The organism is Cyanobacterium sp. IPPAS B-1200, from assembly GCF_001747005.2.
Lineage (GTDB): Bacteria > Cyanobacteriota > Cyanobacteriia > Cyanobacteriales > Cyanobacteriaceae > Cyanobacterium.
Genome location: NZ_CP182899.1, coordinates 2,655,789 through 2,676,009, shown reverse-complemented (window position 1 = coordinate 2,676,009; position 20,221 = coordinate 2,655,789). Strand labels below are relative to the sequence as shown.

The following is a 20,221-nucleotide window of genomic DNA, read 5'->3' as shown; positions in this document are numbered from 1 at the left end:
CTATTTTTAAGCAGAATTACAAAAATTAAGACAAAATAAAGAAAAGGACTATTAATCTGAGATAGTAAAGGCAGATAGAAAAAATAGGGGAATCAAAATATAATGCACATAAGCGAACTTACTCACCCAAATCAATTACATGGTTTATCCATACGTCAATTAGAAGATATTGCCCAACAAATACGAGAGAAGCATTTAGAAACCATTGCCGCTACAGGAGGACATTTAGGCCCTGGATTAGGAGTTGTAGAACTTACCATTGCCCTTTACAATACCCTAGATTTAGAACAAGATAAAGTAATTTGGGATGTAGGACACCAAGCCTATCCCCACAAAATGTTAACAGGACGCTACCATGATTTTCATACCCTCCGCCAAAAAAATGGCATTGCAGGGTATCTAAAACGCTCAGAGAATAAATTTGATCATTTTGGTGCTGGACACGCTTCCACAAGTATTTCTGCAGGATTAGGGATGGCTTTGGCAAGGGATGCCAAAGGAGAAAATTTTAAGGTAGTATCCATTATCGGTGATGGTGCTTTGACAGGAGGAATGGCATTAGAAGCCATTAACCACGCTGGACATCTACCCAATACTAATTTAATGGTGGTGTTGAATGATAATGAGATGTCTATTTCTCCCAATGTGGGGGCTATTTCTCGTTATCTTAACAAGGTGCGTTTATCAGATCCTATTCAATTCCTGACAGGTAATATTGAAGAGCAATTTAAACATTTCCCATTCTTTGGCGATGGTGAAAATCTTTCTCCCGAAATGAAAAACCTCAAGGAAGCCATGAAACGTTTGGCGATGCCCAAGGTTGGGGCGGTAATTGAAGAATTAGGATTTACTTATTTTGGCCCTGTGGATGGTCATAATATTACAGAGTTGCTCAATACTTTCCATAAAGCCCATAAGGTGAAAGGCCCTGTATTCGTCCATGTTGTCACTGTCAAGGGTAAAGGTTATTCTATGGCAGAAAAAGACCAAGTGGGTTATCATGCCCAAAGTCCTTTTAACCTCACCACTGGTAAGCCTATTCCTTCCAATAAACCCAAGCCTCCTAGTTATTCCAAGGTTTTTGCCCACACCCTCACTACTTTGGCGGAAAATGACCCTAAAATTATTGGTATCACCGCAGCTATGGCTACGGGTACAGGTTTGGATAAGTTACAGCAGAAGTTACCTAAACAGTATATCGATGTGGGTATTGCGGAACAACACGCCGTCACTTTGGCCGCTGGTTTAGCCTGTGAAAACATGACTCCTGTGGCGGTAATTTATTCTACTTTCCTCCAAAGGGCTTATGATCAGATTATCCATGATGTTTGTATCCAAAAAATTCCTGTGTTTTTCTGTTTAGACAGGGCTGGAATTGTGGGGGCTGATGGTCCTACTCACCAAGGGATGTATGATATTGCTTATCTCCGTTGTATTCCTAATTTGGTGATTATGGCACCCAAGGATGAGGCTGAGTTACAACGAATGACAGTCACTGGTATTAACTATAAGGAAAGTGCGATCGCCATGCGTTACCCCCGTGGTAATGGTTTAGGTGTACCTCTAGCCGAAGAAGGTTGGGAAGAAATTCCCATCGGGAAAGGAGAAATTTTACGTAATGGGGATGATGTTTTATTGCTCGGTTATGGTTCAATGGTTAATAACGCCATGCAAACCGCCGAAATTTTGAGTGAGCATGGAGTAGAAGCAACGGTAATTAATGCCCGTTTTGTTAAACCCCTTGACACAGAATTAATCATACCTTTAGCCAAAAAAATCGGTAAAGTAGTTACCCTCGAAGAAGGTTGTATTATGGGCGGTTTTGGCTCTGCGGTACTCGAAGCCCTAATGGAGCATAATGTCAGTGTACCTGTTAAGCGTATCGGTGTACCTGATATTTTAGTAGATCATGCCACCCCAGCACAGTCTTTTGCGGATTTAGGTTTAACCAGTCCTCAAATTGCTGAACGAGTTTTAGATGGTTTTTTCAGTGATAAACCCGAAATGGCTGTTAATAAATAGTTAGTTTTAGATGGTGGGTGATAATGCCCACCACAACATTTAAACTTAAGTAAATTAGACAAATATTAATTTACTTTGCTCATTTCCATAAAAAAAAATATTATCCATTATTTATTTTTTGATTCATGGTGTCTGTTAATTTCTCGATGGCTTTAATGAGATTTTCTTGAGCTACAATTTCAGCGTTAACTTCTTCTTCTGCGACTGCCTCTGCTTCCGCTTCTGCAATTTGTTGTTTCCGTTCCAATTTTCTTTTTAGAGATTCAAAAGAGCGAATTAATAGAAATAAACAAAAAGCAATGACTAAGAAGTTAATCACCGCAGAAATAAATAGTCCATATCTCACCGCACCATAACTTAATTCTTCGAGTCTATCTACCCCTGCCGCTTGAATGGCAGGATTGAGAATTAGGGGGGTAATGACATCTTCCACCAAAGAATTAACAATACGTCCAAAGGCTGCACCGATAACCACGGCTACTGCTAAATCAATGACATTTCCTCGTATGATAAATGTACGAAAATCTGCCACAAACTTTCCTAGGGCGCCTTTGTTATTATTTGTTGTCATGGGTATTTTTTCTATTTGTTATCATGTTTTTTATGTCCATAGGATAAAACACTTTTGAGTCAATTTAGCAAAAATTATTGTTAAGATTTTTATTTTTATGATTAAATATACCCATAGCTCTAAAAATCTTTATCTTTGCTTTTGTTTAAAATGATTAATTTTTAGGATATATAAAAATATTTTTCTTGCTTTATTAAAAAAGTTCTGAAAAATAAAAAAAAATCAGTATAACAGTACAAAAAAATATAATTACAAATATTTAATAATAAAAAAAATATGAATTGGTGGCGTAAACTTAAAAAAAATCCTTTGGCAAAAATTGGGGCAATTATCTTAATATTTTTCTATGTAGCAGTTATTTTTGCAGATTTTATTGCTCCCTATAGTCCCTATACATCCCAAAATGATGGCTCTTTATTACCTCCCACCAAAATTTATTTACGCAATCAGCAAGGGGAATTTGTTGCCCCTCACGTTTATCCTACTACCCAAGGCCCTACAGATTTGAATACGGGCGATCGCCTCTTAGAAGTAGATTGGGAAAAACCATCACCCATTCGCTTTTTTATTAAGGGAACACCTTATCAATTTTTACAAATAAAATTGCCCCTTCCTCCTACGTTTGAAGAAAGAGAAATTTTTGGAGGATTTACCTTTACCCGTCGTTTATTTGGCACTATTGGAGAAGGTAAAATTAATATTTTAGGCACCGATGAACAAGGAAGAGATCAATTCAGTCGTATCCTTTTTGGGGGCAGAATTAGCCTTTTTATTGGCTTAATTGGTATTGCTATTTCTTTTCCCTTGGGGATGTTTGTTGGGGGCATTGCGGGTTATTTTGGTGGCTGGATAGATAGTGTTTTGATGCGATTGGTAGAGGTTTTGATGACCATACCTGGTATCTACTTATTAGTTGCCCTAGCTGCGGTATTACCCCCAAGCCTGAGTAGTGCGCAACGGTTTTTATTAATTGTTTTGATTACTTCCTTTATCGGATGGTCTGGTTTAGCAAGGGTAATCAGAGGGCAGGTATTATCTATTAAAGAGCAAGAATTTGTACAATCAGCAAAGGCGATCGGGGCGGGCCCATTTTATATTATCATTCGTCATATACTACCCCAAACTGCCACCTATATCGTCATCTCTGCCACCCTATCCATTCCTAGCTTTATCGTTGCGGAGTCGGTATTAAGCCTCATTGGCTTAGGAATTCAACAACCAGACCCCAGCTGGGGTAATTTACTTTCCCTTGCGTCTAATGCCTCTATCATCGTCTTACAACCGTGGTTAATTATTCCCCCAGCGGTGTTAATTATTTTGACGGTTTTATCTTTTAATCTCCTTGGGGATGGGTTACGGGATGCCCTTGATCCTCGTAGTATTAATAAATCATAATGAATGTGAGTAACTCTAGTTCAGGATAAAATTTATAGTCTTGTAAAGGTGACAGGTATCTGGTATTGAGGGCAAGGGGTTTAAACCCCTTGTTAAGAATTCACAAAAACTAATTTTCTGGTATTTATACCAAATCCTGCTTAGATAGTATACTTATTTAGAAGGAAACATTGAGCCAGTGATAGTTAGTTAACTTTCTAATTTCTTCTTGCATTTCTTTTCTGAGAAAATTACAGCGTTGAACAAGAATTTCTTCGATTTCTTCTATACTTTCAAAATATTGGTTAACTAAAGGTTCATCTACTAAACTCCATAATCTTTCGGCTGGTTGTAGTTCTGGAGAATATGGTGGTAAATATTCTATTTCAATTCCTTGGGGCACTTTTGATGATTTACTCCGATGCCAACCAGCATTATCTTCTACCAACAAGACTTTTTTATTGTCCACCAGAGCATCCTTGGCAAATGCTTCATAGACTAAATTTAACCATTGTGTACTTACTCTCGGTATCAAATACCATAATGTTTCTCCCGTTTTTGGCTTGACAAAACCGTAAATATATAACCACTCATAACGATGATTGACTATTGCAGTTGGTCTTTCTCCTATTTTTCCCCATACTTTCTTTACAATCGGCTTTAATCCGATTCTATGTTCATCAAAAAACCACACATCTACTTCTTCTCCACTATGCTTGGCTTCAAAAGCTTTTACTTTCTCTCTAAAATTGTGCTTAAATTCTTGTTGTTCCTGGATATCTCCTTTTCTATGTTTTGGTCTCGGACTCTGCCAAGAGTACCTGCACTTTTTTAGATAGTCCCACCCCCTTTGATTCCACACTTTTTCTCTTCCTGTTTCTTTTTCTATCCAACGAGCCACTTTTGGCCCTGTCCAAAGTCCCCCATCTTCTGGTTTCGATTCTAATTCTGACTTTAATTTTTGCAATTGCTGGTCTGTTAATAGGCTTTTTTTTCCAACATTATATTTTTTTCTTGTTTTACGACCATTTAATATTCCTTGTTCTCCCTGATTGTTATACTTTTTAATTATTTGTTTGGCGTAAATATAACTTATTCCTACTGCTAAGGCACTATTTTTTACGCTCCATCCACAAGATATTTTCCACAATAAGTGCCATCGTCTTGATTCCACATTATCTTTATTGGAAAAATATTTTTCTTTTAATTCTTCTCTACTCAAATAATCTGCTAAATATACTTTTCTTGCCATTGATTCTATCTAACATTATTTTTATTATTAATAGTATATTCTATTTCTCGGATTTAGTATTAGTTCCTTGATAGCCTAATAAAGGCTTGTTGTATTTTAAACCTACAACCAGTCACTTTAAACCTAATAATACTTACAACTATTATCTCGAAATGAGGTTAAGTATTAGTTATCAATCAAAAAATCATTTCTTTTCGTCTGAGTAGTTTTTAATAATTGTTCAATTTCTGACCAATTATTAGATTCTATATTATTAATAATAGTATCTAATTTATTTTGATATTCTTTAAGACTATTAAGGACATTTTTTTGATTATTTTTTGCCATCATTAAGCCTAATTCTGGGTTTCCTCCTCCTACCCGACTGGTATCCTTAAAACCTGAACTAGCTATTTTTTCAGCAAATATTCTTACTTTTTCGTCTTTTTCTCCTAGGCAACTATAAATCAAATTGGCACTAATTATCACAGGTAGATGGGAAATCCAAGCCACCGCTTGATCGTGAATGGTGGGAGTTGTGGTTAATATCTTGCATCCCACCGAGAGCCACATTTTTTCCACAAGGGCGATCGCCCTTACACTGGTATTATCATTAGGAGTAATAACACAGGGCGCATCTTTAAACAAATCCTTTTCCACCGCATCAATGCCACTATTAGCAGTACCCGCCATGGGATGACTACCGACAAAATTTGACAATATTTCTTGAGCAGAAGCCACAATAGACTCCTTTACCGAGCCTACATCCGTTACCACCGTATAGGGGGACAAATAAGGAACTAAATTTTTAAGGGTGGGAAGAATATACTCTATGGGGGTGGCAATGACTACCATATCACAACCTTTGAGCAAACTAAAATCTACTCCCGATGTACTGGCTACCCCTTTTGTCAGAGCCTTGGAGCAGGTTTCAGGGTTTCTTGAGACTCCTATCACCTCGTACCCTTTCGCCGTCAAATCTAGCCCCAAAGAGCCACCAATCAAACCTAAACCGATGATTCCTACCCTCATTTACTCCCTAGGCATGGCCGCAAAAATAGAATCTCCATCCACCGTGACGATAATTTCACCGTTATCTTTAATCCAATATCCCCGTAAAAAAGGAGCTAATTCTGGGGTAATAGCAGAAGCTGGGGGAGAATGTAAGTTATCAGTATGGCATATTTCTATGTCTTGAACATCACTCACTACCAAACCCACTAACTCCCCTGTGCTTAAGGTTTTCAGGTTTTGGTTACTAGGGTGAATTACCACCGCTTTATGATTAGAGGCCGTCACCGATTGCTCATACCAAGGAGTAAACCCCAACAACTGCCCTAAGTCAATCATCCAGACGATTTCTCCCCGCCAGTTATATACCCCCATCACCCAACTAGGCATATCAGGCACGGGAACAATTTTTCCAAAGGGAATTTTGAGTACGGCAGCAATTTGTGACAAACTAACCATCAAGTTAGTGTCGGGTAATAATACAAATCTTAAAAATTGAGACGCCTGAGAGGAGGTAGTGTCTTTATTAATGGAAAAGGATAGGTTTGATTGATTGTCCATGGTTGATTCCATAATTATATAGAGGGTAGCTGAGAATTAATTTCTCACCATATTCCCTCAAAAAAATATTTTATGCCGTCAATTTTTTTACAGTGCTAAACAATTCGTCTTTATTTACAGGTTTGGGTAAATAGGCATCTGCCCCCTGTTTCATACCCCAAAATTTATCCATTTCACTACCTTTAGTGGAACAAATAATAATGGGGATTTTGTTGGTATTATCGTTAGATTTTATTTCCCTACAAATTTCAAAGCCACTCTTACCGGGTAAAACCACGTCAAGTATGATCAAGTCGGGGTTAATCTGAGAGATTTTAGTGAGGGCTTCTTCTCCACTTTCTGCGGTGGTAATAGAAACGCCAATTTCTTGTAAATAACTTACTAATATCTTTCTCTCGGTGGACGAGTCATCAACTATTAATACATTTGCCATATTGCTTATTAACCTCTATAAATTAATCATAATATTTATCTTCAAACCATAACAATGATATAGCAATCTTTTCCTTTTCCATAGTCTAATTACTATCTCTCTCTTAGGATACCCCGATTTTTAGATGTTTTTTAATAGTTTCTAATACTAAGGCTCTATCTACGGGTTTACCGATAAAATCTGATGAGCCGACCATTTTTGCCCTCACTCTATCCACTAAGCCATCATTTCCTGTCAAAATTACGATGGGGGTATGTTTGAAGAAGGTTAATTTTCTTAGTTGACTACAGATTTCGTAGCCGTTAGCGTTGGGCATTATCAAGTCTAAAAATATGAGGTCTGGTTTTTTGGCTAGTAAAATGGCGATCGCCCTTAGGGCATCATTGATACCGATAAAGGAATAACCAGCCCCCGTGATAATTTTTTCCATGGTTTGACAAATCAAAGGACTGTCATCCACACAGGCAATGGTAATGTTGCTGTTGGCGGATAAATCATCATCTCCATCATGATGGATAGGTAAAGAAGGGGCTGGAATATCACCAATTTCGATTAGTCTTACCAAACCCCTTTGTACATAGGGTAAGAGGGAACGAGTTACCGTCAAAACATCCCGTTTCATTCTGACGGACAAATCCCGCAAAGTTTGTTGTCCATCTAATAATTGAGTGAGGGTTTGATATACCTGCGGATTGGTTTGTTGTTCCAACTCTTGGGGTTGGGTAATCACGGGAGCCATGTCTGGGGAGCGATCGGCAATTTTGGCGGACTGCCATGCATGCCATGCCTTCTGAGCCTCTGTAATGACCTGTTCAGCATCTATTAACACCAAACGGGATGAAAAGGGTAAAGTGCGATCGGGTTTTAGCTCACAAGTAACCTGCATCGCTTGGGTGACATCAAATAAAACCTCAATGATATTTTGGCGAATCATTTTCGCCGCCTGTTCTAAGGTAATCCTTTGTTGATCTACCCAAAAGCATAAAAGCTCATATTCCCAACAATTATTCTGCTCATCCAACTGTAACTGATTAATGTCATTTTGAATGGCTCCCATGTGAGAAGGAATATGGGGTAGATTTGCCACCAAATTACGGCGCCATCTTCTGACGGGATGATGTCCCCCCGTGGCATAGACAATACGACCTAAATAGAGATAAAATACCCATTTATTACGAGTTCCGGTTAATAGTAGTTGGCCGCTGAAACGAGGCTGTTTTAAATTTTCAAAAAATCCCGCTTGTTTTAAAGCCGTAAACTCTCGAAAAGGTATTGGATTAGACATATTCTCTGGGGCAGTCGTTGCTTTCTAGGTGAATTTGATAATGGTTTTATTATTTCGTCACACCTTCTAGGGTATCACAATGCTGGGACTTCTCCCCCATCTGTTAACCCTTGATTACAATAAAAAAAGGCACTGGATACCATTTTACCAAGCCTAAATAAAATTTCCCTTTAAAACCATTACACTCCAAAAAATTGTCGATGAGGACAAGCGGCAATTCTAGTATCAGGATTTAGGGGAGTGCCTTCGGCGGTGGTCGTCATACCTCTCATTTTCCTAACGGCATTGATAGAAGAAACACAATCACAACCAAATAATCTTACTGCTTCATCGCTTTCTTCATCAGTAAAATTCATGATGTAGTCTCCAAATTCGTTTTTCTCTAAATTGGGATATTCTACTGGAGCATTTTCCTGCGTGGTGAATACACTTCTTTCGACACTACTCCTAAATCTGATTTCTTGAGCTTTAACAGAGGAGCTAGACTCCCCAAAACTTACGAAAATAGATGCAATAACAAGGGGAGTTGAGAGAACTAATGTTTTGAAAATTTGATTAGCATTCATCACAGAAAATTTTAATTTTTATAAAAAGTATTTTTCGCCCATGTTATTTAATAATCACCTGATTTGTCAAGAGGAAGAAATGTTAATAATTAACAATGATTAGGAAATATCAATTATTACTTAGATGGTTATGTCCTTACTATGAATATAAAAGGATGAAGATAAAAAGAAAAACCAGATTAAAATACTAGATAGGTAGGCTACATCAAAAAGCTTTATGATTATTAGGTTTTAAACAATAAATTATTATTACTTTGATGGGGTAAAATTCTTTATTAATTTTTAATCATTACCTAATCATTGAGTCGTTAAAATGTTGCCTAGAACTTAAAATATAAATGCCGTAAATAATTTTCAATTAATTTTAATGTTTCGTTTTACTACAATTCCAATTTCTAAGTATGGTCTTTATGGGCGATCGCTCTTAATCTTAATATTAAGTTCTCTGATCATTGCCTCATATTTCCTCAAAGTTACAGAACAACAATCTCCGTTTTCTTGTATTATTTTAGCCTTTACAGGTATTCCTTGCCCCGGATGTGGATTGACAAGATCTTTTGTAGCCATGGCTCACGGTAGGATTGGGGAATCATTCTATTATCATTTATTTGGACCTTTATTATTTATTATTTTTATTATTTCTTCAGTTCACTTACTATTAGAAATTTTAAGAAAAAAACAAATTAAAGCACAGTATATAAAATTAGTACAAAATAAAAAGTTACAATACTTGATTTTGTCTTTAATTTTGGTTTATTATTTGAGTAAACTTATCTTTCTTTACAGTACAGGAGAATTAACAGAAAGTTTTTTTTCATCTCCTCTAGCAAATCTTCTTTACAAATCATAGTAGAATCTCATCAGTATTAGGAATCAAAAAAATGACTGAATTTAATGCTTCAGAAGCTCAAAGTAAAAAAATGGCAGCAGGTATTTGTGGTATTCTGCTTGGTTCTTTTGGAATACACAAATTTATCCTTGGCTATAATCAAGAGGGAATAATCCTACTCTTAGTCAGTGTTCTTACCTGTGGTTTTGGTGCTGCCATAACAGGAATTATCGGCATTGTGGAGGGGGTAATTTATTTAATGAAGACTGATGAAGAATTTTATAACATGTACCTCAACGGTAAACAACCTTGGTTTTAATTCATGAAAACTTTAAAAATTAATAATATTAGCACAAAACTTTTTCTTTTTATTAGTGGCGGTAGTTATCTAATATTTTTTTCTAGTTTAGATATTTCCTATCCTTTTATTAAGTCTTATATTGTGCTTTTACCCGTCCAAATATGCTTAGTTTTATATTTTCTATTGAAGAATAAAAATAAGTAAAAATCTACCTCAGCTAATTACTGGGGTCTTTTTTCATGGAAAAATTAATAATATAATTAATCCATTATTAAGTATTCTAATAATTTGTGTAGGTTTATATGAAAGGAATTTATATTGTAGCTAACGACAAGGTAATTAATAATAGTATAGCTTTACTAAATAGTATTAGACTATATGATTCAGAAGTGCCAATAACTTTGATTCCTTATGATGATAATTATCATGAAATCTTGAAAATATTATCTACAACATATCAAGTAAATTTATATGCTGATTTAGGTTTCATAGACACTTTATCGAATAATTTACACAATATTTTTGGTCAGAATTTTTTTGCCCGTCCTAATCAATTTAGAAAACAAGCTTGTTGGTTTGGGGAATATGATGAGTTTCTTTATATTGATACTGATATAGTAGTTTTTGAAAAAATTATTAGTTGTTTAGATTATTTAAAAGACAATGATTTTATTACTTGTGATTATCAAGGAAGTAAGGGGATTAGAAATATTTTCAGTGAAGAGGTTATTAACAGAAGTATTTTCACCTCTGATGAATTAAAAGATGTTTTTAATTGTGGTTTTTGGGGTTCTAAAAAAGATCTTATTTCAGAAGATCTATTGTATGAAACTTTCAAAGAATGTTCTAAAAACCCAGAATATTTTGACTTTTCCCAGAAAACATCAGATCAACCAATTATTAATTATTTAGTATTAAAACAAATTCCCAGAAGATTGAACTTGACTAAAATTAGTGATAATGAGCCTGGTAGCTGGGCCAGCTCTAAACATTTTACGGAACAAGATCATAAACTTTATGATAAGGGTCAACCTTTACGTTATTTGCATTGGGTGGGGGTTCCTTTAAAGTCTGGAGGCCCATATTATGAGTTATGGAAACACTATCGTTATTTAGGGGAAGAAACACCTGTTTCTGTGGAAACTCGGAAAAAAGATTATTGGCAGGGATTAAAAAATAAAGCAAAAAGTATCCTTAAGGGCGATCGCCCTTAACTATATCATAAGAGTGATTAAAATATTAGCTAAATTTTGTGAATTAATGGAGTTTCTTATAAAGAAAAACATTTATTAAGACTCTTATGAACAAGGGGTTTAAACCCTTTGCCTAAATAGATTTAATTATGCCTACTTACTTAAGCTACAGTTTTAATAATAAAAAATATATTTCATGTATATAGTTCGTGATATACCAGAATTAAGAAAAATATTAGCGGCGGTTAATCAAAAAAAAGTCGGCTTTGTGCCAACCATGGGAGCATTACATAATGGTCATGAAAGTTTGATTAAACGGGCAAGACTATCTACTGATTTTGTGGTGGTAAGTATTTTTGTCAATCCTTTGCAGTTTGGGGTAAATGAAGATTTAGAGAAATATCCTCGACAATTAGCAAAAGATGAGCAAATATGTAGCAATTTGGGGGTTGATGTTTTATTTATTCCTTCTGAAGTGGATATGAAAACCTTAGAAAAAAATACCACTTTTGTTAATCCTCCTGTGTCCATGATGGCGAGATTGTGTGGGAGATATAGAGATGGGCATTTTCAGGGAGTAGCTACCATTGTCACTAAGTTAATTAATTTGGTGCAGCCTGATGTGGCATTTTTTGGGCAAAAGGATGCGCAACAAGTGGCGATAATTCGGCGTATGGTTAATGATTTATTTATCCCTGTAAAAATAGAATCTTGCCCTATCATTAGGGAGGATTCGGGGTTGGCCATGAGTTCAAGAAATCAATATTTAACTCCTGAAGAAAAGGATAAAGCGAAGGTGTTATATGGCAGTTTAAAGACTGCTAATGTGGCTTTTTTGGCGGGGGAAAGACAAGTTGAGGGATTAATTAGTAAGGCGATGAGGAAATTGCAACAAGTTCCGACAATCAAGGTACAATATTTGGAAATTGTTGATCCTGTTAATCTTGAGCCTTTGGAAACTATTGAGGAGAAAGGATTAATGGCGATCGCCGCTTATTGTGGTACTACCCGTTTAATTGATAATTTAATGTTAAAAGTGAAAAAACCTATTATTGCCATTGATGGTCCTGCGGGGGCTGGAAAGTCCACTATTAGCCGAAAAATAGCCCAAGAGTTGGGGTTGTTGTACCTCGACACGGGGGCGATGTATCGTGCCATTACATGGCTGATAATGGACAAGAAAATAGCCTTGGAGGACACTAAGGCGATCGCCCTTGAGGTGGCAAAAGCAAACATAGAGTTATTTCCCCATGATGATTTAAAACTACCTGTCATGGTAAAAGTTAATCAACAGGATGTTACCACCGCCATCCGTACCCCCGCCGTGACGAAAAATGTCTCCCAGATTGCCTCCCAAAAAGCCGTGAGAGATAAATTAGTGAAACTGCAACAAGCCTATGGACAACAGGGGGGCATCGTTGCGGAGGGAAGGGACATAGGAACAAATGTATTTCCCCATGCCGATTTAAAAATATTTCTTACTGCATCCGTGAGTGCAAGGGCGAAAAGGCGATCGCACGATCTCCAACAACAGGGGGAAAAAAATATCGATCTTCCACAACTAGAAAAAGACATCGCCCAAAGGGATTTATTAGATAGTACCCGTGAACTAGCCCCCCTCAAACAAGCCTCTGATGCGATCGTCATTAATACCGATAATCTTACTATTCCCGAAGTAACCGAACAAATAAAACAACTCATTTCTCCCTAATTTTCATTATCAATTATCCATTGCCAATTATCAATTGCGAACATCTGTGTCACAATCAGAAATAACAAGAATACACAAAAACAAAAAAGAAAACTCCATGGTACCAACCGTAATAGAAACCTCCGGTAGAGGAGAACGCGCCTTTGATATTTATTCTCGTCTATTGAGAGAAAGAATCGTATTTTTAGGACAACAAGTAACCGATGAACTAGCAAACTCCCTCGTTGCACAACTACTATTATTAGAAGCAGAAGATCCAGAAAAAGACATCTATCTGTATATTAATTCCCCTGGTGGCTCAGTATCCGCAGGATTAGGTATTTTTGATACCATGAACCAAGTTAAGCCCGATGTATGTACCATCTGTGTGGGTTTAGCCGCCAGTATGGGTGCTTTTCTTCTCAGTGCAGGGGCAAAAGGAAAAAGAATGAGTTTGCCCAATTCTCGTATCATGATTCACCAACCCTTAGGGGGCGCTCAAGGACAGGCTACGGACATTGAAATTCAAGCCAAAGAGATTTTATATCTCAAAAAACAACTTAACCATTATATGGCTAACCATACAGGACAGCCCCTCGAAAAAATGGAAGAAGATACCGAAAGAGACTTCTTTATGTCCGCCGAGGAAGCAGTAAATTATGGACTCATTGATAGAGTTGTTACCCGTGTACCCAAACAAGCCTAATTTATAAAATTGCTTTTTTTAGTATAAAGTCAGGGACGTAATACGCGTCCCTGTAATAATATTTATTCTTTATTTTCTTAGTCGCTCTGATAGTATAGACATTCTTAAAAATAACCATTACAATCAATCTTTGATGGAATGTATTTTGTCAAATTTTTCTTATTAACCCTTTAAAAACTTAATGAAGCGAATTCTGATGGCCTTGATATGGGGAATTGTTCCCCCTTTGTTTTGTTTTCCTGTTAGGGCATTACATCAATCCTTATCAGAGGTAGGCATTAACGCTACAAGACTTCATCAACCACCCTACGACTTGAGGGGAAGAAAAATCGCTATCGGGCAGGTAGAAATTGGACGCCCCATGCAATTTGGACTTGATAAATTACCCCCTTTTCACCGTAATTTACCCCTTGTTCGTTTGTTTTATCGTAATATGGTTGCGATGCCTAATCAATACATTGATGATCATGCGGCCATGGTGGCATCTATTATGGTGGGTAACGAAAAGGCTTTTTCTGGGGTGGCACCGTCTGCCCATCTTTATTCTGGGGCTATTGGTTTTGTGCGCAGAAATGCACAACCAGAGGAATGTTTAACCACTCAACATATTGCTTTGCAAAATAATAATGATGTTAGAGCTATTAATCTAAGCTTTGGAGAGTCGTTATTGAGAGACGATCGCCCATTACCCCAATTAGATGGTAACGCATTATTTACCCAATGTTTGGATTGGTCTGCAAGGGTTCATAATGTTTTATATGTGGTGGCAGGAAATCAGGGCAAAGGGGGCATCCCTATTCCCACAGATCATTACAATGGTATTACTACAGCTTACACCATGAAACTAGATGGGGTTTTTCGTAAGGTTGATTTTGCTAATCTCAGTGTATCTAGTAGTGATAAGATGGGGAGCGAATTGATAAAGAGAGAAGTTAATGTGGGAGGTAGAAGAGGGGTTTCTTTACTGGCGCCAGGGAATAATATTCAAGCCTACAACATTGAAGGTCAATTACAAAACATTCAGGGGACGAGTTTTGCCGCTCCTCATATCACAGGGGCGATCGCACTTTTACAGGAAGGAGGCGATCGCATTTATGGCCGAAATCCTGATAATTGGAGCTTAGATTATCGTCGCCAAGAAGTGATGAAAGCAATTTTGCTCAACTCCGCCGATAAGATAGAGGACTATGGCAACGGTGATTTTTTGGGAATGTCTCGCACCGTTTTAACTCAAAAGAATCAAACATGGTTACAAACCAGTGCCTACCAAAATCCAGCTATTCCCATGAGTATGGAAATGGGTACGGGGCATTTAAACGTTTATCGGGCTTATCAACAATTAATAGCGGGGCAATGGAAGCCTGAAGAATCAGTACCCGCCATGGGTTGGAACTATAGTTCCATAAAGGTAAACCATCATCATCATTATAACCTCGAAAAACCTTTGAAGGCAGGGAGTTTTGTCGCTATAACCCTCACATGGAATCGCCTTGTAGAATTGAGAGATTATAACAATAATCAAATATACGATATGGGAGAAGTGTTTATAGATAAGGGGTTAAATGATTTAAATTTATATTTGGTATCAGAAAATGATCAGGTAATTTGTTCCTCTGTTAGCCAAGTTGACAGTGTAGAACATATCTTCTGCCCCATTCCCAAAACTGATCAATATCAAATTAAAGTACATTTCAAAAATCAGGTTAACCAACCAAGCCAAGATTATGCCCTCGCTTGGCACACTGTGGGAGAATAGTTTTCCGATGTCCTACCCTCTCAATTAATTCCACTTTGTTAGTACCCCCTAATTACTAATATCTGCGGATAAATAGGCGATCGCACTTCTAATCCATTCCTCTACCATCGTATTTTTGAGCAAAATATTATCCTGACTAATAACCGAGATTGCCTGTTGGATTTCATCCTTGGTATAACCAAGGGCAAGGAGAGTCATTTCCAAATCTGCCAAAATGTCAGAAGGAGGAGAAACCCTTTCTTGATTGATATTAATTCCCGCTTCAATGCGCCACTGAGAAAGTTTTGTTTTCAACTCGAGGGCAATTCTTTCCGCTGTTTTTTGTCCTACCCCAGGGGTTTTGGATAACATACGGACATTACCCGTAACGATGGCTTGAACCAAATCTTCCAAACCTAAAGTATCAATAAGGGCGATCGCGCTTTGAACCCCAATGCCAGAAACTCCAATCAACTGGCGAAATAAATCCCGTTGCGCCGCCGACATAAAACCATACAAAATTTGTTGATCATCCCGAATCTGCAAATGAGTAAAAACCTGTAAACTCTTATTCTCATTCTCCTCAATCTCCCGAGCAAATCGAGAAAAAATTTGAATTTCATAACCAATATTATTAAGCTCCAATACCAGCATAATGCGCTTATTATGGGTTCTGAGGATATAAACTACATCCCCCCGAAGATAATTAATCATTAATAGACTCTAGTAAAACAACCGTATAAGCACATATAGCCTCCTCCCTACCAATAGCATCCAACTTTTCATTAGTGGTTGCCTTAATACTAATTTGATCAGGGTTAATATCCATAGCCCGTGCTAAACTGTCAATCATAGCAGGTAAATGGGGCTTTAATTTAGGACGTTCCGCCACAATAACATTATCCATATTAACCACACACCATCCCCGATCGCCCACTAACTTATAAACTTCCTTCAACAACTTAATACTATCCGCCCCAGCCCACTGAGGATCCGTAGGAGGAAAATAATGACCAATATCACCCAAACTCAAAGCCCCCAACAAAGCATCCATAATAGAATGGGTTAAAACGTCCGCATCACTATGGCCCAAAAGTCCTACAGTATGCTCAATTTTTACACCCCCAAGAATTAACTTTCTTCCCTCTACCAGACGATGTAAATCATAGCCATTACCAATTCTAATCATTTATATTTCTATGGTTTCCCTTTATTTTTTCACCCCTCCTATTATAAACTGAGTAATTTCGGCTAGGGCATTATTGATAACTGTTTCTTCTACTCCCTGACGTTTCAAACTATCAATCAACTCCAGAAAGTTAATTTTTTCAAATTTTTCTAAATCTTGGCGTAATCCTTGCCCTATGTAAGCCCTAATTAGAGGCTGATAACCTGAAAATCCTAATAAAGGGGCGATTTCCTTTAATTCTTCCACTACGTCTTCAGGCATACGGAGAGTAACGCTTTTCATGGGGCGATCTTTTTGTAGTCTTTGTTTTAAAGTCTCAATTTTCATAGTAGTTACGTTCTTGACGGGTTGCTTGACGGGCAGAAATAATACGAATCATGTCATTTTCTTGTTGGATATGAACCACAAATAAGAGGTAATTATTTTTGTCCATACCGATAACAGCATCTCTGGCTTGATAGTTGCGACTAGCATCCACTACCACTAAAAAAGGGTCAAAAAATGCTTCGGCGGCTCTTTGAAAAGTGATGCCTTTATGTTTGATGGGGTTTTGCTTGGCTTTTTCTTCATTCCAAATAAAGGTTATACCATTCCGGATAAATGTGAGATCCATTCTACTTAATTATAGTCAAGTTTGTATTGATATTGTCAATACGTTATTTTTTCATTTATTTAAAGCTCTAGGGCTACCGATTCACAGAGTGTTTTTATTTATTCGGAATAATCAAGGCTAGTGATAATTGTTAGCTTACTCTAAAGTTCAGACTTGACATGATATACAAGGCGTAATGAAAAAGAGCTTTGGTTGCAGGAAAAAACACAATAAATGAGTGTGAAATGGATAGCGGGATAGATTTCAGGTTTATATTATGTTAAAATATGTTAATAACTAACTGGGGCTGTAGCTCAGTAGGATAGAGCAAGTGCCTCCTAAGCACTGGGCCGGTGGTTCGATTCCGCCCAGTCCCGTATCATAATAAAACACAAAAAAAGGGTGCTGTATTACAGCACCCTTGTTAACTATGTCCTATATCAGACTAAAGATATTAGTCAAGATCAGGCATGGATAGGGTAGGCTCATTCTTACGATCAATACCTTTCTCAAAACCACCAGCAGCCGCACGAGAACGTCCTGCGTGCCACAAGTGACCGATTAAGAAGAAGAAAGCTAATACAAAGTGAGAAGTTGCTAACCATGCACGGGGAGATACATAGTTGAAAGAGTTAACGTCAGTGATTACACCACCAACGGAGTTTAGAGAACCTAAAGGCGCGTGGGTCATGTATTCTGCCGCACGACGTACCTGCCAAGGTTGAATATCATTTCTGATTTTGTCTAAATCTAAACCGTTAGGACCACGAAGGGGCTCTAACCAAGGACCACGGAAGTCCCAGAAACGCATGGTTTCACCACCGAAGATGATTTCACCAGTAGGAGAGCGCATCAAGTATTTACCTAGACCAGTAGGACCTTGAGCAGAACCTACGTTTGCACCTAAGCGTTGGTCACGGATTAAATAAGTTAATGCTTGAGCCTGAGATGCTTCTGCACCAGTAGGACCATAGAATTCGCTAGGATAAGCGGTGTTGTTGTACCATACCATAACGGATGCGATGAATCCCATTAAGGATAAAGCACCTAAGCTGTAAGCCAAATAGGCTTCACCAGACCAGACAAGGGCGCGACGAGCCCAACCAAAAGGCTTGGTTAGGATATGCCAAATACCACCGCCGATACAGATGAAACCTACCCAGATGTGACCACCGATGATGTCTTCCATGTTGTTCACACTCATGATCCAACCTTCACCACCGAAGGGGGCTTTGAGTAAGTAACCAAAAATGGTTCCAGGATCCAAGGTTGGGTTGGTGATAATACGAACATCTCCACCACCAGGGGCCCAAGTGTCATATACACCGCCAAAGAACATGGCTTTGAATACGAGTAGGAACGCACCTAAACCTAAGAGGATTAAGTGATAACCAATGATGTTGGTCATTTGGTTTTTATCTTTCCAGTCGTAGCCAAAGAAGCTAGAGTATTCTTCTAAGGTTTCAGGACCACGTAAAGCGTGGTAAAGTCCACCTAAACCTAATACGGCGGAAGAAATGATGTGTAATACACCAGCGACGAAGAAAGGAAATGTATCGGTGATTTCACCACCAGCACCGACACCCCAGCCTAAAGTCGCAATGTGAGGAAGAAGGATTAAACCTTGTTCATACATTGGTTTTTCAGGAATGAAGTGTGCGGTTTCAAATAAAGTCATAGCACCGGCCCAAAATACAATGAGACCAGCGTGGGCTACGTGAGCACCTAACAATTTTCCAGATAAGTTGATAAGTCTAGCATTACCAGACCACCAAGCAAATCCAGTAGATTGTAGGTCACGACCGCCTATGGAGCTATTAGAGAGCGTTACCACGGGGAAGTACCTCCTCAGGAAATTCAAATTTTTGATGGGGTTGATCTTGGGGCGCCATCCATGCGCGCAACCCTTCGTTTAATAGGATGTTTTTGGTATAAAATGTTTCAAATTCTGGATCTTCTGCTGCTCTTAACTCTTGAGAGACGAAGTCATAAGCACGAAGGTTAAATGCTAAACCAACGATACCAATAGAACTCATCCACAAGCCTGTTACGGGTACAAACAACATGAAGAAGTGTAACCAACGTTTGTTGGAGAAAGCAATACCGAAGATTTGAGACCAGTAACGGTTAGCAGTAACCATGGAATAGGTTTCTTCTGCTTGGGTAGGTTCAAATGCACGGAAGGTGTTTGCTTGTTCACCGTCTTGGAATAGGGTATTTTCTACGGTTGCACCGTGAATGGCACATAGTAGCGCACCCCCAAGAATACCAGCTACACCCATCATGTGGAATGGGTTAAGAGTCCAGTTATGGAATCCTTGTAGGAACAAGATAAAGCGAAAGATTCCTGCTACTCCAAAGGAAGGGGCAAAGAACCAGCTAGACTGTCCTAGAGGATACATTAAAAATACGCTGACAAATACGGCAATAGGGCCAGAAAAGGCGATCGCATTGTAAGGACGAATACCCACAAGACGAGCAATTTCAAACTGACGTAACATGAAGCCAATTAAACCAAAGGCTCCGTGTAGTGCTACGAAAGACCATAAACCACCGATTTGACACCAGCGGGTAAAATCGCCCTGAGCTTCAGGCCCCCACAAAAATAATATGGAATGACCAAAAGCATCAGCAGGACTAGATACAGCAACGGTTAGGAAGTTAGCACCTTCTAAGTAGGAACTAGCTAAACCGTGAGTGTACCAAGAGGTTACAAAAGTAGTGCCTGTTAACCAACCACCCAATGCCATATAGGCACAAGGAAAAAGAAGGATTCCAGACCAGCCTACGAATACGAATCTGTCTCTTTTGAGCCAGTCATCGAGGGCCTCGAACCAGCCTCTTTGCGCTGGCGCGCGTCCGACTGCGATAGTCATAATGTTTCTTTTCTTAACTTTTTAAGTTTTACTTTTATGCTTTCTCTGTTTTATGA

Annotated in this window: 22 protein-coding genes and 1 tRNA gene; 9 read left to right on the top strand and 14 right to left on the bottom strand. The window is 38.1% G+C overall.

Translation table 11 applies throughout. From position 1 onward, the window contains the following. Nucleotides 1-102 precede the first annotated feature (102 nt). Nucleotides 103-2,022, top strand: a complete 1,920-nt coding sequence (gene dxs / locus A5482_RS12525; protein ID WP_069791813.1) for a 1-deoxy-D-xylulose-5-phosphate synthase — start codon at nucleotides 103-105, stop codon at nucleotides 2,020-2,022. A 100-nt stretch (nucleotides 2,023-2,122) separates the two neighbouring features. Here dxs and mscL read toward each other — a convergent pair whose 3' ends face one another. Continuing rightward, nucleotides 2,123-2,593, bottom strand: coding sequence for a large conductance mechanosensitive channel protein MscL (mscL, locus tag A5482_RS12520; protein WP_069791814.1), 471 nt, complete (start codon nucleotides 2,591-2,593; stop codon nucleotides 2,123-2,125). A 276-nt stretch (nucleotides 2,594-2,869) separates the two neighbouring features. Here mscL and A5482_RS12515 point away from each other — a divergent pair, with 276 nt between their 5' ends. Beyond that, entirely contained in the window at nucleotides 2,870-3,988 is a 1,119-nt protein-coding gene (locus A5482_RS12515) for an ABC transporter permease (RefSeq protein WP_069791815.1), read from the top strand. A 157-nt stretch (nucleotides 3,989-4,145) separates the two neighbouring features. On the opposite strand, the gene A5482_RS12510 is transcribed toward A5482_RS12515, so the two are convergent. The 7 genes from A5482_RS12510 to A5482_RS12480 all read right to left on the bottom strand — a co-directional run bounded on the left by A5482_RS12510 (nucleotide 4,146) and on the right by A5482_RS12480 (nucleotide 9,621). After that, complete coding sequence (locus A5482_RS12510) at nucleotides 4,146-5,219, bottom strand: IS630 family transposase (protein ID WP_069791421.1); 1,074 nt, start codon at nucleotides 5,217-5,219, stop codon at nucleotides 4,146-4,148. Between the two features lie 165 nt (nucleotides 5,220-5,384). Beyond that, the gene (locus A5482_RS12505) at nucleotides 5,385-6,230 is read right to left on the bottom strand and encodes a prephenate/arogenate dehydrogenase (protein WP_069791420.1); all 846 of its coding nucleotides are present in this window, start codon (nucleotides 6,228-6,230) and stop codon (nucleotides 5,385-5,387) included. Then, on the bottom strand, nucleotides 6,231-6,770 hold the full coding sequence (locus tag A5482_RS12500; protein ID WP_069791494.1) for a chemotaxis protein CheW: 540 nt from the start codon (nucleotides 6,768-6,770) through the stop codon (nucleotides 6,231-6,233). 70 nt (nucleotides 6,771-6,840) lie between these two features. Continuing rightward, on the bottom strand, nucleotides 6,841-7,203 hold the full coding sequence (locus A5482_RS12495; RefSeq protein ID WP_069791419.1) for a response regulator transcription factor: 363 nt from the start codon (nucleotides 7,201-7,203) through the stop codon (nucleotides 6,841-6,843). A 103-nt stretch (nucleotides 7,204-7,306) separates the two neighbouring features. Next, nucleotides 7,307-8,488 carry a response regulator gene (locus A5482_RS12490; protein ID WP_069791418.1) on the bottom strand — a complete coding sequence of 394 codons (1,182 nt, stop codon included), beginning with the start codon at nucleotides 8,486-8,488 and terminating at the stop codon, nucleotides 7,307-7,309. A gap of 179 nt (nucleotides 8,489-8,667) precedes the next feature. Further along, nucleotides 8,668-9,054: a hypothetical protein gene (locus A5482_RS12485; protein ID WP_069791417.1), complete on the bottom strand. Its 387-nt coding sequence runs from the start codon at nucleotides 9,052-9,054 to the stop codon at nucleotides 8,668-8,670. 408 nt (nucleotides 9,055-9,462) lie between these two features. Further along, nucleotides 9,463-9,621, bottom strand: coding sequence for a hypothetical protein (locus A5482_RS12480; protein ID WP_242412001.1), 159 nt, complete (start codon nucleotides 9,619-9,621; stop codon nucleotides 9,463-9,465). Here A5482_RS12480 and A5482_RS12475 point away from each other — a divergent pair. The 6 genes from A5482_RS12475 (at nucleotide 9,599) to A5482_RS12450 (ending at nucleotide 15,529) form a co-directional block, all read left to right on the top strand. After that, nucleotides 9,599-9,904, top strand: a complete 306-nt coding sequence (locus A5482_RS12475; protein WP_369816750.1) for a DUF2752 domain-containing protein — start codon at nucleotides 9,599-9,601, stop codon at nucleotides 9,902-9,904. The two genes, A5482_RS12480 and A5482_RS12475, sit on opposite strands and share 23 nt — an antisense overlap. 31 nt (nucleotides 9,905-9,935) lie before the next feature. Then, nucleotides 9,936-10,202: a TM2 domain-containing protein gene (locus tag A5482_RS12470; RefSeq protein ID WP_069791416.1), complete on the top strand. Its 267-nt coding sequence runs from the start codon at nucleotides 9,936-9,938 to the stop codon at nucleotides 10,200-10,202. 284 nt (nucleotides 10,203-10,486) lie between these two features. Next, complete coding sequence (locus A5482_RS12465) at nucleotides 10,487-11,398, top strand: Npun_R2821/Npun_R2822 family protein (RefSeq protein ID WP_069791415.1); 912 nt, start codon at nucleotides 10,487-10,489, stop codon at nucleotides 11,396-11,398. A 175-nt stretch (nucleotides 11,399-11,573) separates the two neighbouring features. Then, on the top strand, nucleotides 11,574-13,088 hold the full coding sequence (locus A5482_RS12460) for a bifunctional pantoate--beta-alanine ligase/(d)CMP kinase (protein ID WP_069791414.1): 1,515 nt from the start codon (nucleotides 11,574-11,576) through the stop codon (nucleotides 13,086-13,088). A 46-nt stretch (nucleotides 13,089-13,134) separates the two neighbouring features. Next, on the top strand, nucleotides 13,135-13,773 hold the full coding sequence (gene clpP, locus A5482_RS12455) for an ATP-dependent Clp endopeptidase proteolytic subunit ClpP (RefSeq protein ID WP_369816748.1): 639 nt from the start codon (nucleotides 13,135-13,137) through the stop codon (nucleotides 13,771-13,773). Between the two features lie 181 nt (nucleotides 13,774-13,954). Next, on the top strand, nucleotides 13,955-15,529 hold the full coding sequence (locus tag A5482_RS12450; protein WP_069791412.1) for a S8 family serine peptidase: 1,575 nt from the start codon (nucleotides 13,955-13,957) through the stop codon (nucleotides 15,527-15,529). Nucleotides 15,530-15,577: 48 nt separating this feature from the next. Here the strand turns inward: A5482_RS12450 and ruvA are convergent, their stop codons facing one another. Genes ruvA through A5482_RS12430 form a run of 4 tightly spaced genes read right to left on the bottom strand, consistent with a single transcriptional unit; the run spans nucleotide 15,578 to nucleotide 17,310 of the window. Beyond that, nucleotides 15,578-16,222, bottom strand: coding sequence for a Holliday junction branch migration protein RuvA (ruvA, locus tag A5482_RS12445; RefSeq protein ID WP_069791411.1), 645 nt, complete (start codon nucleotides 16,220-16,222; stop codon nucleotides 15,578-15,580). Next, complete coding sequence (gene ispF / locus A5482_RS12440; protein ID WP_069791410.1) at nucleotides 16,215-16,697, bottom strand: 2-C-methyl-D-erythritol 2,4-cyclodiphosphate synthase; 483 nt, start codon at nucleotides 16,695-16,697, stop codon at nucleotides 16,215-16,217. Before ispF ends, ruvA begins: the two co-directional genes overlap by 8 nt. 21 nt (nucleotides 16,698-16,718) lie before the next feature. Further along, nucleotides 16,719-17,024 (bottom strand): hypothetical protein, encoded by a 306-nt coding sequence (locus A5482_RS12435; protein ID WP_069791409.1) that lies wholly within the window; start codon nucleotides 17,022-17,024, stop codon nucleotides 16,719-16,721. Continuing rightward, nucleotides 17,014-17,310: a BrnT family toxin gene (locus tag A5482_RS12430; protein ID WP_069791408.1), complete on the bottom strand. Its 297-nt coding sequence runs from the start codon at nucleotides 17,308-17,310 to the stop codon at nucleotides 17,014-17,016. Before A5482_RS12430 ends, A5482_RS12435 begins: the two co-directional genes overlap by 11 nt. A 282-nt stretch (nucleotides 17,311-17,592) precedes the next feature. On the opposite strand from A5482_RS12430, the gene A5482_RS12425 reads away from it, so the two are divergent. Continuing rightward, nucleotides 17,593-17,666, top strand: a tRNA-Arg gene (locus A5482_RS12425). A 77-nt stretch (nucleotides 17,667-17,743) separates the two neighbouring features. On the opposite strand, the gene psbC is transcribed toward A5482_RS12425, so the two are convergent. After that, nucleotides 17,744-19,123 carry a photosystem II reaction center protein CP43 gene (gene psbC, locus A5482_RS12420; protein WP_069791407.1) on the bottom strand — a complete coding sequence of 460 codons (1,380 nt, stop codon included), beginning with the start codon at nucleotides 19,121-19,123 and terminating at the stop codon, nucleotides 17,744-17,746. Beyond that, nucleotides 19,107-20,165: a photosystem II D2 protein (photosystem q(a) protein) gene (gene psbD / locus A5482_RS12415; protein WP_069791406.1), complete on the bottom strand. Its 1,059-nt coding sequence runs from the start codon at nucleotides 20,163-20,165 to the stop codon at nucleotides 19,107-19,109. Before psbD ends, psbC begins: the two co-directional genes overlap by 17 nt. Nucleotides 20,166-20,221 lie beyond the last annotated feature (56 nt).